General features: G+C 42.6%; 10 protein-coding genes. 3 read left to right on the top strand and 7 right to left on the bottom strand.

The features are described 5' to 3' along the window. The first annotated feature begins 199 nt into the window (after positions 1 to 199). The 3 genes from J7E35_RS20800 to J7E35_RS20790 all read left to right on the top strand — a co-directional run bounded on the left by J7E35_RS20800 (position 200) and on the right by J7E35_RS20790 (position 5,142). Entirely contained in the window at positions 200 to 1,474 is a 1,275-nt protein-coding gene (locus J7E35_RS20800) for an MFS transporter (RefSeq protein ID WP_251009814.1), read from the top strand. A 251-nt stretch (positions 1,475 to 1,725) separates the two neighbouring features. Then, the gene (locus tag J7E35_RS20795) at positions 1,726 to 3,198 is read left to right on the top strand and encodes a M20 family peptidase (protein WP_214783471.1); all 1,473 of its coding nucleotides are present in this window, start codon (positions 1,726 to 1,728) and stop codon (positions 3,196 to 3,198) included. Positions 3,199 to 3,561: 363 nt separating this feature from the next. Beyond that, complete coding sequence (locus tag J7E35_RS20790; RefSeq protein ID WP_251041135.1) at positions 3,562 to 5,142, top strand: sensor domain-containing diguanylate cyclase; 1,581 nt, start codon at positions 3,562 to 3,564, stop codon at positions 5,140 to 5,142. 135 nt (positions 5,143 to 5,277) lie between these two features. Here J7E35_RS20790 and J7E35_RS20785 read toward each other — a convergent pair whose 3' ends face one another. The 7 genes from J7E35_RS20785 to J7E35_RS20755 all read right to left on the bottom strand — a co-directional run bounded on the left by J7E35_RS20785 (position 5,278) and on the right by J7E35_RS20755 (position 13,024). Beyond that, a complete protein-coding gene (locus tag J7E35_RS20785; protein ID WP_251041134.1) occupies positions 5,278 to 5,652 on the bottom strand; it encodes a hypothetical protein in 375 nt (124 codons plus the stop codon). Between the two features lie 180 nt (positions 5,653 to 5,832). Next, positions 5,833 to 6,135, bottom strand: a complete 303-nt coding sequence (locus J7E35_RS20780; RefSeq protein ID WP_251041132.1) for a hypothetical protein — start codon at positions 6,133 to 6,135, stop codon at positions 5,833 to 5,835. Positions 6,136 to 6,158: 23 nt separating this feature from the next. Beyond that, complete coding sequence (locus tag J7E35_RS20775; protein WP_214783465.1) at positions 6,159 to 7,049, bottom strand: carbohydrate kinase family protein; 891 nt, start codon at positions 7,047 to 7,049, stop codon at positions 6,159 to 6,161. Positions 7,050 to 7,437: 388 nt separating this feature from the next. Beyond that, positions 7,438 to 7,605: a hypothetical protein gene (locus J7E35_RS20770; protein ID WP_214783462.1), complete on the bottom strand. Its 168-nt coding sequence runs from the start codon at positions 7,603 to 7,605 to the stop codon at positions 7,438 to 7,440. After that, entirely contained in the window at positions 7,602 to 8,096 is a 495-nt protein-coding gene (locus J7E35_RS20765) for a hypothetical protein (RefSeq protein ID WP_214783459.1), read from the bottom strand. The genes J7E35_RS20770 and J7E35_RS20765 overlap by 4 nt, the downstream gene beginning before the upstream one ends. 38 nt (positions 8,097 to 8,134) lie before the next feature. Further along, entirely contained in the window at positions 8,135 to 8,551 is a 417-nt protein-coding gene (locus J7E35_RS20760; protein ID WP_214783456.1) for a DUF4181 domain-containing protein, read from the bottom strand. A 201-nt stretch (positions 8,552 to 8,752) separates the two neighbouring features. Then, a complete protein-coding gene (locus tag J7E35_RS20755; protein WP_214783453.1) occupies positions 8,753 to 13,024 on the bottom strand; it encodes a S8 family peptidase in 4,272 nt (1,423 codons plus the stop codon). Positions 13,025 to 13,320 lie beyond the last annotated feature (296 nt).

Raw genomic sequence — 13,320 nt, 5'->3', positions numbered from 1 at the left:
TGAATTAGATTTTTTCCGTTAGGAAGGTTTTATTTCCGGGAGAGACAGTTTTACTGACGGTTGAGAAGAAATTATTTCTGGTTGCAACGGTTTTATTATTGGGTTTTTGCTAATTTGCTAAGGGTCGCAACAATTTTAGTACGGGTTGGGCCGGTATTAATCAATTTACCTGAAAAAATATATTCTGATTGGGGGCAAAATGATGAAGGGTTTTACGAAGGAAGAGAGCAGCTGGATTCGTTATGACTGGGCCAGCTCGGCTTATTCGATTATCATTTCGACGGCTGTATTCCCGCTCTTTTATAAAGCTTCAGCTACCGAGGCTGGTGTGAGCCTGTCAAATTCGACCGCCTATCTGGGTTACACAATTGCCATTGCCACCTTCATTCTGGCATTGATCGGGCCAATCCTCGGAACAATTGCTGACTATCAAGGGATGAAAAAACGTTTTTTCACTATATTCTTCACGTTAGGAATCACCTTTACAGCAGGTCTTGCCTTCGTGCCAAGCGGAAACTGGCTGATGCTGCTTGTCGTCTACACCCTTGCCGTGCTCGGATCGACAGGTTCCAACGTCTTCTACGATGCCTTCATCGTCGATGTGACACAGGATGAAAGGATGGACAGAGTTTCAGCGCGTGGATATGGGATGGGTTACATCGGGAGTACGATACCTTTTATTATAAGTATCGCAATCATTATTTTAGCCCAGACAAAGGTCCTGCCGATTTCAATGACCCTAGCCAGCCAAACAGCTTTCATTATTACCGCACTTTGGTGGGGACTTTTCTCCATCCCCATGTTTAAAAATGTACATCAAAAGCATTACATCGAACGCGAGCCGCAATTAGTGCTTCAAAGCTTTAGGCGTTTAGGAAAAACTTTTAAGGAAATTCGCAAGTACAGGTCATTATTTTTATTCTTGTTAGCTTACTTCTTTTACATTGACGGGGTCGGAACAATCATCACAATGTCTACAGCTTATGGAACCGATCTAGGCATCAGCTCTACCAATCTATTAATCATCCTTTTTGCTACCCAGGTAGTCGCCTGGCCGTTCGCCATCTTATTCGGAAAACTATCCGAGCGTTTTACCGGCAAAAAGATGCTTTACGTAGGGATTACGGTTTATATCTTTGTATGTATCTACGCTTACTTCCTGGAAACAACGACGGATTTCTGGATCCTGGCAATGCTTGTTGCCACGTCCCAGGGCGGTATCCAGGCTTTAAGCCGATCATATTTTGCTAAATTGGTGCCAAAAGCGAATGCCAATGAATTTTTCGGATTCTATAACATCTTCGGAAAGTTCGCTTCCATCATGGGGCCGCTGATGGTCGGGCTGACAGCACAGCTTACTGGCAATTCGAGCATGGGAGTGTTCAGCCTCGTCATCCTTTTTGTCATTGGGATGATCATTCTGGCCTTTGTGCCCGAACCAGAACAACAGCCTCAAGCACCTGAAATTGCCTAATCAACAGCCTCTGGGAAACCAGAGGTTTTTTTAAAAGGCTGTTTTCGTAAAGATCATTGGTATAATCCTAACGCCAATTTTAACGTAATATAAGGCTATTTTGCTGGTCGGTATTAAGTTTGCATCCCCTTTCTCACAAAAGAGGCAATTTTTTGAAGAAAAATAGGTCATACAATTCTTTTTTGTAGTCAATTAAGCAACAAAGTTTGAGAAAAGAACCTTTTAAAATGAATGGAGGTTATCTAGAGTCTATGAAAAAACTAAAGCTTTCCTTAATGATTATTGGCAGTCTGCTCCTAGTTTTCATCATTATCACCTTGTTCAATGCCCTTACACTGGAATCTCGCCAGCCTTCACCCAAACATTTTAATGGCACCATTAATGATGACCATGCTATTAATAGCCTATCAAAGGCGATTCAATATAAGACGATTTCCTACCAGGACCGCAGCAAAATGGACCTGGCAGAATTCGATCGTTTCATTACCTTTTTAAAAGAGAGCTTTCCTATTGTACATAAAGAGCTTGAGCTTAAAAAAGTGAATGGTCATGCGCTTGTGTATAAATGGAGTGGAACAGACTCAACGAAACTTCCTATTGGTTTGACAAGCCATTACGATGTCGTTCCCATTCTTGAAGGCACGGAGGATAACTGGGAGCATCCCCCATTCAGCGGAACTGTCGCAGACGGAAAGATCTGGGGACGCGGTACCCTGGATGATAAAATCGGGGTGATTGGAATTCTTGAAGCTGCAGAACACTTGCTAAAAGAAGGTTATCAGCCTTCCCGCGATATCTATCTGATGTTCGGCCATGATGAAGAAATCGGTGGGGATGAAGGTGCAGCAATGATTGTAAGCACCCTTAATAAACGGGGCATAAAGTTTGATTTTGTTTTGGATGAAGGAGGAGCGATTGTTGAGAACATGGTTCCGGGAGTCAATCAACCCGTTGGCGTTGTCGGTGTTTCTGAAAAAGGATCCGCGACTGCAGAGCTGTCAATTGAAGGAAGCGGCGGCCATTCATCACAGCCAAAAAACCGGACGAATATTGGCAGGATTGCCGGTGCGGTTGCCAAGCTTGAAGAAACCCAGTTCCCCGCTGACCTGAAAGGACCTGGTGAGGATCTCTTTGAGTTTGTGGCACCTGAAATGGCCTTCAGCATGAAATATGTGTTTGCCAATAAATTTGTATTCGAACCGGTTATAGAAAAAATCCTCCTGCAGCAGCCCGCGTCTGCCGCGCTGATCAGGACAACGATTGCTCCAACGATTTTTAATGCTGGCGAACAGTACAATGCCCTCCCAGAAAAGGCATCGGCGATTGTTAATCTCCGCCTTATGCCTGGTGATTCATTGGAGGAAGTCAAGGAATACATTGAAGAAACGATTGGCGACGATGAAATCAAAGTGACAATAAAAGGCTCAGAGGCTTCTGGAGTTTCTGATGTTGACAGCTGGCATTTCAGAACAATCCAGCAAAGCGCGAGGAATGTATATGACGATGCAGTTATTGCTCCTTATCTGATGTTCGCAGGATCCGATGCAAAGCATTACAACAGCATCGCCGAAAACACCTTTCGGTTCCTGCCAGTACAGCTGACATCAGAGGATCTCAACAGGATGCATGGTACGAATGAGCATATCAGTATTGAAAACTATCTTAATGCTATCCGATTTTATATGGAAATCATCCAGGAAAGTAATCAACCTTTAGGAAGGTGAATTGGTGAAAGCTTCTATTCTTTCCTTTCTCGTATTATTTTTGTTTTGGATCACAGCGTCCACTCTCTATTACGAACCCGTCTGGTGGTCAATTTTTTCTTCAGAACGCACGACCCACACTCCTTTGAGTGAACATGTCTCATTAATTAAAGTCACTTTTGCAGCCTTTCTTTTGCTTGGGATAAAAGCAATATTAAAAAGGTTCCTTACGAAAGAAAAATGATTCTAAAAAAACTAAAAAACAAGACGATATACTAGGCAGAGACTTTTAGCTTTGTTGCACGAAAGGGACAATCTTATATGAAATTCAGCCTTCGAGCCTATATGGCTCTATTTTTTGGTGTCATAATCATTGCACTAACGATGCTGCTAAGTATAACGATCAGCAGGCATTCCGGTGAAACGATTAAAAGAGAGATAGGAAACAGCCTGTCTAATACGGCCTATCACATGGCAGATAAACTAGATTCGTTCATGTGGTCCAGGATTGGTGAAGTAGAGGTCCTTAGCCAGATAGAGGTTATAAAATCCCAGGAAGATCTACAGTCTGCACAGACACTGCTGGACCAGTTAAAGACCAGTATTCCTGTATTTTCATGGATTGGCCTGACTGATTCAACGGGAAAGGTGGTCGCAGCATCAGATAGAATTCTGGTAGGAACTGATATTTCAAAGCGCCCTGTTTATCAGGAAGGCAGAAAAGGAACTTTTATAGGGGATGTCCATAACGCTGTCCTCCTTGCAAATCTCCTTCCAAATCCATCTGGAGAGCCCATGCAATTTGTCGATATCAGCAAGCCATTAACAGATGGAGACGGAAATATAACTGGTGTTCTCGCGGCTCATCTAAGCTGGGAATGGTCGAGCCAAGTAAAAGATAACATCGTCGAACCCTTAAAAGATGAATTAAGTGGAGCGGAAGTATTTGTGGTGAGCGGCATGGACAATACCGTGCTTCTTGGACCTGACGGAATGACTGGTGACGTGCTTGATATCAAAAGCGTACATAATGCAAGAACCGGTGACAACAGCTGGCTCGTGGAAAAATGGCCTGACGGCAAGGAGTATCTTACAGGTTTTGCAGTAGGTGACGGCCACCATGATTATTCAGGACTGGGATGGACAGTCATCGTCCGCATTCCAATAGAGAATGCCTTTGCACCTGTTGAAAATTTAAAATCCTACATCATTAAACTTGGGACAATCACGGCTATTATATTTGCGATTATTGGCTGGTTCGTCGCTGGATTTATCTCGAATCCTTTGCGGAAAATATCGAAGGCCGCCCACAGCCTAAGAATGGGAAAGGAAACGTCAATTCCTTATATAAAAGGAATTAAAGACCTTGAAGTCCTTTCTGGTTCACTAAGAGAACTGGTTGAATCTTTGGTAAGGAGTGAATCCAATTTAGGAAGAATGGAAACCCTGGCTCACCAGGACCTTTTAACCGGTCTTGGCAATCGTTTCGCGCTGGATCAATTCATGAAAAAAGCGCAAATTGCGGGTCGCTCGCTGTCTTTTTTATATTTGGATCTGGATGGATTTAAACAAATCAATGATACCTATGGACACCAAACCGGTGACATGGTGCTCCAGGAAGTGGCAAAAAGACTCCAAGAAAGTATACGGAAGAGAGATTCTATCTTCAGGCTGGGCGGCGATGAGTTCCTTATCGTGCTAAACACGCCAGATCTATCGGTCGAATCAGCACTTGGAGCCCTTGCCAACAAGTTGGTCACAAACATCAACAAGCCATATGATATGGCAAATACCCAGCTGAAAGTTGGCTGCAGCGCCGGGGGTGCGGTCTGGCCAGAGCATGATATCGATCCATTCACAGTCATTAGCTACGCAGATGAAGCACTTTATGCATCCAAAAGAAAAGGAAAAAATAAATTTACCTTCCATATGGGAAAAGTTGAAAAACAAATGCCAGGAGCATAAACTCCTGGCATTTTTTATTGTCATCGTATTTAATTCAAAGGTATTTTCGATTTCAAAAATTTTATCATTTCATTATACTCATAGGTTTTCAACACAATCCCCTCGTGATTCAAGACTACGTATGCAGGTTCTTTTTCAATCCCGGCAGTTAATTGATAAAACTCTCCCTAATACCCAGCCATAAATCCAATGACCGGCCATCCAAAATAAAAAGCCATATATACTTGTGATGGGCGGTGTCCTTTCAGAGAGAAGCGTTGTTGGAAATAGCAGCAAACCAACCATTAAGCTTACTACAGTAACAAAACGATGTATTGCTTCTTTTCCTAATTCCTTTCTGCTGAAATAAAAATTTATAGCGAAGGCCAGCCCTATTGATATCACCATATGCAAACCAAACTCATCAACTTCAGAAAATTTTATGTCCTTTAGAATCGGTATGTAATCAACATTCAGCAATAAGGTATACACTTTCAGGTTTGTTATAGATTGGATAAGTTTTAAAAACAATCCAAGGACGATCCCTGATATCAGCCCTCCGGCTAATGGTTTTATTTTTGGATGAATAAGACTTCTTCCTCTCTAACTTAACATAAATTCTAATAACAAATTCACTTGTTATCTATTCGGGAAATATGGTAGATATTACTGTGGGTAAATAGAAAAAAGCAAGTCTCATAGACCTGCTTTTCATTGGTAGAGCGACTTTACTCTTTCAAGGTCACTTAGCAATTGGCTAATCTCCGATTGTGTTAATCTGACCGGCATCTGATCATATAGAGTGATGATTTGTCCATCAGGATCGTTTTCGTGTTTCTTCAAATAGTTATAAACGGCCTCCATCTGGCATTCTTTGAAAATCGATTGTGTTTCAAAGCTTTTCACCCGCTGCAAAGAAAATTCATTTATGGATTGATCAAATTCACCTGAGATGATCTTTCCGTTAACAAGCATTTTATCACTCCTTTGTATGGTGATGATATTTTTCCCCATTCAAAAGAACAAAACACTCCTAATTAACCGAAATATTTTTCATACTCTTCTTCCAGTAAACGAGGATTCAATTGCTCGTAAGCTAATTCCCTCGAAGTAATACAAAGCCCGGAGCAAACCGTTCCTAGCTTAAGCGATTCCTCTGTTGTCTTCCCTTTTAAGTAACCGTACAGGAAACCTGAAAAGAAGCTGTCGCCGGCTCCGTTTGCATCTTTATAAGGATACTCGTTGATAATCGGAATTTCCATCCATTCCTGGTTATTTGTCAGAGCAGTCACTCCATTTTTCCCGTGCGTGCAGACAACCAGACTTTTACCCATGGATATCCACTTCTCCATCATTGGTTTATAATCAGTCATATTGTCAGAGCTGACAAAAATATAATCAGCGATTTCGATAAAATCCTTGTGATACGGGTTGCCGGGATTATAGTCGTGTAAATCGGTCCACACAGGCTTATTATATTTTTTTATCATCGGGATTAACTGCTTGGTGTACTCGATGATATTCAAAACAACCAAATCAGCCTCTTTGATTAGCTGCTCGATCCTGTGCAGGTTTAGATGCAATTCAGATGAAGACTGTGTAACAAATATCGATATCCTTTCTCCCTGCTGACTCATCAAATTGATATGTCTCTCAGTCCCCCGAGGATCATGGTCATAAACAAAGTCAACACCGCCCTCATCCAGTTTCTTACGGATTTTCGCCCCATATTTATCATTCCCGATTATAGAATGAAGTGTTACAGGCACCTTCAGTTTTGAAAGGTTCAATGCTTTGCCTGCACCAGTAGATCCTAATGTCTCAGAAAAAGCGGCATAGTGGATTGTTTGTGGCACCGGTTCTGGAAGTTTATCCAGATGAATGATCGAATCAAATGTAGTTCCACCTATTATAAGAACTTTTCCCAACTCATTCTCCTCCTTCTATCAACTTTCACTTAAGTTGAAAGCTGTAGCTCCTCCACTGAATCGAAAAACCAGATCATGCAGATAAACATTGGTCCGAGCAAGCTGACACCAGAAGCATGATGTTATTCATGAAATCTGGTAACTAGTGCACAATTAAATTTAGATTGTATGTATAACTTTAGATTAACAGTGCGAAGTCATTTATTTATATCCATTTTTGTCTAAAACTCCACAAACTTTTGGAGAATCTTAGACTTTTTCTTGAAGCAGATATAAGGGAAAACACCTATTAAATACCTTATCAAGCAAAAAGAAGCGTTATTCACACTTCTCGAAACAAGACTTTTCTGCGGTTTTTTAATTTTTCTATAATATTAGGAGACTTTATTCATAGCTTCCTGACTTTCTCCCCATCCACAATCATCAAATTGATTCCCCAGCCTTCCGCGCTCAAAGAATCTCTTCCTAACTTGGATAAATCGATTTCAGTGTCTATTCTGACCATTTGTCTCTCTTTTCCATGGAGTGTGACCTCGTATGGTCCTCCTTCATTCATGAGAGATAGAATCGGATAGTCATCTTCGAACAGGTATTTTTCATAGAATTCGATGTCGAATTGGACTGTTTGATTGCTGTAATTTCAAATGGAAGATGGCAGACCGCATATAATGTTGTATCGTCTTTCATTTCAAAACGGTAAAAACTCTCTCCTCTTTCGTACTCGACAGCGTAAATACCTGTCGCGAACGTTTTTTGATAGGCATTTACCATTTCAAGAGGCAGGAAGACTACTAATACCATAGAAATCAAAACAAGGCGCTTATGGTATATTTTGAGCGATTTCACGAGAAAAAACTGACTGATGATAAATAAAACAAGGCCAGATACTCCAATATAACTGACTCCATCCATGGTAGTGAGGGGGAATCCAAGAGCTGACGATCGTTCCTGCCCTACAGGATATTCATGAGGAAACGGAAAATTCAGTGCTATCGAAATAAAGAAAAAGAGCATGGCCAGGATCAAATATTTTTTATTCTTAATCATTATGGTTCATTCCTTTCCACGCAAGAATTAAAATGGCCTTATGAGCGATAAATTATTGGGGGAAGCTTATATAGTACATCAAACTGGATCAGCAGAAGCACGATTCCAATCAACATAACTCCTTCTGCAATGGACAGGATGGATTCCTTAGGCTGTTCCCAGGCTTTCCATTCGAAATAAGCCCTCAGAAAATTTTGTGCAGTGAACAGTAAGGTCATGATTAGTAGAAAAAGATTTCCTGGAAAATCTTCATACATTAATTGAAAAAATAAATATACATAAGCGATCACGGTCGCAATACGGAGGACCCACTCTAAGTTTCGATGTGTTTTATTTATATGGTTATATGAAAATGCTTTTCTTTTAACTTTTGGAATATTGAGCGCTTTTCTCAAAATGAATTTCATCAACCAGATGGTTGTAACGATCAAACCAATTAGGATTAAAAATTGCATGAACTCCCTCCTTATCTATCATGTTACCATCTTGTTCCAATGAATAAAATAGCAGTGTTAATTTTATGCAACATTGTTATGGACGGAGATCCAGTCTCTATCATGACATCCTCTTCTTTCAAATGTTGTATAAATTTCCTTGCAAGCAATTAAACTCCCATAAAAAGGACCTTCCCATAAAAAGCGGAAGGTCCTTTGATTTTATTTTTTGCCGTTTTTCTTCACATTGATGAAAAGCTTGCCATCTGCCGTTTTCCTTGCTTCGTTGCCATAGGAGTCTACTGCTTTGACCTCAACGACGGCCCCGTCTGCGACGACATCCTTAGTGGCTGTATAGTATCCTACATAGTATCCTGGTGAAACTTCACGCATTGGAAGCTCTGTCGCATTCGTTATCTGAGAATTGCTCGTTAATGGCATATGAATAACAAATGTTGCATCCAGGTCAGTTTCACTCATGAACTCGATTTTTACACTTTCCCCTTTCTTCAATGTTTGATCCTGGTCTGGTTTCAAGTCTGAAATCACTGGAGCGGTGTATTTTACGTCGACAGTTACAGACTCTTCAGTGACGTTTCCTGCTTTATCCTTCGCAATTACTTGGATTTCGTTCATCCCCTCATCCAGCATGACCCTTGCTGAATAGGTTCCGTTCTCAACCATAGCTGCCGATCCGTTAACCGTGACAGCGTCAAGGTTTGCATCAGCAATTGTACCGGTAACCGTTACCGTTTCTTTATTGATTTTGCTTCCATCAGCAGGAGAAGAGATGGACAATTCCGGTGCATTCGGATCATAAACCACTGTTACTGGTTCTGATGGATCAGTAATTCCCTGCTCTGTCGATGCTTTGGCTGTCAGTACATTCATACCTTCATTGAGGGTTACTTCAACAGCATAAGAGCCATCATCGTTTGCAGCTGTGGTTGCAACCTCTTCGCCATCATTATAGATATGGACAGTGGTTGTTGGAGCTGCCGATCCTTCTACTGTTACAGTAGCTTCATTTGTAAAAGAACCATCTGCAGGTGAAGCGATGCTTGGTGCTGTCACTTCATAATCAACCACCGCACGAATCATATAGTTTCCTTCATCCTCTGGAGAAGGCGACCAGCTTCCGCCCACCATCTGCCAGCTTCTTAATGCATTTTCACCGTTTTCATCAGTAGCCAGCCCTGGTGAGGCTGTGTTGATTCCTGCCTGGATGTAAACCAGGTAGAAATCTCCTTCTACCACGATTCCATGGCTGCTTAAATCAACATGTGTCCATTCACCGTTTCTCAATGCATTGGCATCAATTGGTCCCGCCAGCTTCTTTCCTGGTGCACCGTCAATGCCGCTTGCATCGTATACTTCCACTTTGAAATCCGTACCGCCTGGAACTGGCCATTCTGTATCCCAGAAACGGAACAGTCCGCCAGTAACTAATGCTTTGTCATTGCCTTCTGCCAATGACATTTTTACAGCCCAGCCATTGCCAGCGTCATAGAATACACGCGCATTCTCAGCGCTGCCATCATCATATCCGATTTCGCCTGGATAACCGATGAACGGTTTGATTTCAAAGTTTTGCTCAACATCCCCATCAAGCGTCACGGACGCCTCTTGACTGTAAAAATGCGGAGCAATTACTTTTACAGTGTATTCCCCTTCATATGCAGTCAACGAGTATTGACCATTTTCATCTGTTGCCACTGGTGCAATGTTCGCATCTTCAAGCAAGTAAACGGTAGCACCCTCAACAGGTTCACCTGTGGCTTTGTTCGTAATCGAACCAGTTAATGTGCCTTTTGGCAATTCCTCGAGACTGAAGTTTGCCGTTGCCTCTCCATCCTGCTCAATTTCAACTGTTTGAGTCTGTGGACGGAAACCATAAGCTTCTGCTACAACCGTGAAGGTACCGGCTGCATGTGTCAGTTCGAAACTGCCATTTGCAGGGTTGGTTTTTACGGAACGGCCTGATTCAACAACTGTCACTGAAGCCTGCATCGGCAATGCCATCAGACTTGCTGAACTGTCTGCCTTAGGCTGCTTAGGCAATGACATTTGGATTTTATTTGGATCCACATCTTCTTTCATGCTATCTTTAGTGTCGTCTTTATCCACAGTTGTTTCTGCCTTCACTGGTTCAGCGATCGAAGTATCGGATAAAACCATATCATCCAGATACCACCCATCCCTGACGACGCTGCCATCAGTTGTTACGTTGAAAGCGACATAAATCCTTTGGCCAGCATATTCACTTAAATCGACTTCACCATCGATCCAGCCATTCGAAAGATTATTTACCCGCAGTTTTTGCACCCAGTTAACAGCATCGGTGGAGACAAATACATGGCCGTAGTCATAATTTCTCTCCAGGTTATACCATTGCTTGAACTGCAGGTAGCTGCTGCCTTCCGGTAAATCGATTGGCTGCATTTGCAATGACATGTTCGCCCGGTTTTGATACGTTCCAGCAAGGGCAGTTCCATAGACCTTCTCGCCTGAAAAAGCAGAGACAGGACCACTTGTCGGCGTGCCCCACTCCCAGCTGTTGGCGTCTCCATAAGAAGTCCAGCCAGAAGCATCGTTCTCGAAGTTCTGTTCATAGCCTACAGTGATTCCAGGCAAGACTGTCACGGTAAATTCGCTTACCGTTTCATTCCCTCCGAAGTCCACTGCTCTCCATTTATATACGAATTCGTTTCCGGAGACCGCTTCACCTGGGATATTGGCCTGGTACGTTCCATTTTTATAGTCTCCGCCAGTACGTACGGCTGAAACAGCAGTCCAGGACCCATCCTCCAATTGATATTCCACTTCAACATTTGTTACACTGATGTTGTCGGCAGCTGAAGCCTCTAAAGTCAGTGGCATTCTAGCGAAAACCGTGGCAGGTTGGGAATGCTCCAACACCGGCGCTTCACTGTCGTCTCCATCCTTTGTTACCTGTCCTTTTAATTTCCCCAATCCAGACACAACAGAGGAAACTGCATCAAATACATTCAACAATCCTGATCCATAGCCATTATTCGGTGATTCAGGATAAGCATTGTCTGTTAATGGCAATGCCGTCGTTAATAGAATCTCTTCCAACTCATCAACAGTCAGACTGGAATTGGCCTGCAGCAATAATGCAATAGCCGCCGAAACATGCGGTCCGGCCATTGACGTTCCGTTCCATCCTCCTTCGTATCCGCTTCCAGGAACAGATGAAAGGATATTGACACCAGGTGCAGTCAGTTCAGGCTTGATTTCGCCATAAGGTGACGGCCCCAAGAGTGAAAAGCTTCCCAAGTTATTATTGATATCTGTCGCTCCTGTTGCGACTGATTCTGGATAATTGGCAGGGTTCGCAACTGAACCTGGCCCGCCTGGATTACTGAATGTCGTATTACCGGCAGAGAATTCAGGGAAGATTTCAGCAGCTCTCCATGCTTGAACCATTGGACGATACCACTCATCCAATCCAGGTCCGCCGCCCCATGAGTTGTTGACAACATCAGGTGCTAAATCAGGGTTCCCATTTGGAGCAAGGATCCACTCACCTGCTTCCAGTAAATCAGCATCTGTGCCGCCAGAGGCAGTGAAAGCTTTAACTGCTATCCATTTGGCGCCAGGGGCAACTCCGATTGCATTTGATCCATCCGGCTCGGATCCCACCATCGTCCCAGTCACATGCGTTCCATGACCGTGATCATCATAAGGTGCAGATTGGCCGCGAACGGCATCAAACCAGTGGTTTTCATGTGACGCCTGCCCAGTAGCTGAGTCAAAACCCCGGTATTTCTCCTGCAATGCAGGGTGATTCCATTGAACACCCGTATCGATCGAAGCTACGGTAATTCCGCTGCCTTCAATCCCCATTTCCCAGACTGCAGGTGCTCCAACACGGTCAATATTCCATTCAATTGAATTCGTTTTAGCAGCAGGTTCCTGAACAGCTGCTGACTTTTCCGGAATGAACAGCTGCCTTGTTTCATTTGGCAGAATTTTATCGACCTCAGTGAAACCAGCCACTTTATCCATTACGTCTCTCGTAGCTGTTACCGCAATCGCATTCACGACATGGTAAGAATGGATATCCTTAGCCCCGCCGTTTTTTTCTTGCTCCTTAAGGAATTCGATCAGATCGAACTGTGTTTCTTGTGCCTTTGCTTTTAGCTCTGATACAATCGTAGAACGCTTTATCGATTTCGTTTTTGCAGGTGTGGCTTTATTCAGGCTGGCTTTTTTCTCAGCCTCTTTAGCGACAGCGTTCGTGTCCACCTGCTCTTTCATTTTTACCGGGAACGTAACTTTATCTTGATTCTCAAATTGCGTATAAAGCTTTTTGTTCACTTTCTGCTCTGCAGTCTGGACTGCTTCCTTTGCAGAAACACTGACTCCGTTTGTTGCTGCAGCTGTCTGGATCTGTGGCTGAAGCAACAATGGTACAACAAGTGCAGTTGATAGAAGTACGGATAATAATCGGCGATTTTTACGTTTCATCCATCTACCTCCTAAGTATTTTCCTTTGAATTTCTTACCTGCCCTCCTTTCGTCGCACACTCTATGTGAAAATAGATGCTAAATCAACCATAGCCTTTTGTGGGTGGTAGTTTTGTCGAATCTTAGTGTATAAAACTGAATATTCAGAAAATGATTATTTAGTTGCTATTGGGAAATTTTTAAAATAATCCCTATAGAGTGTAAACCAATTTTGTAACAAGTTAAGGTCTATAACTTTCTAATTATTTCCATATGGCAATCTCCCAGCTAGAAGTGGAAGAGATCAAAAAATGATT

The sequence above is a fragment of the Bacillus sp. ISL-45 genome (assembly GCF_018613195.1).
In the GTDB taxonomy this organism is placed as follows: domain Bacteria; phylum Bacillota; class Bacilli; order Bacillales; family Cytobacillaceae; genus Mesobacillus.
The sequence above is the reverse complement of the archived record's forward strand: the minus strand, read 5'-3'. Positions and strand labels throughout refer to the sequence as shown.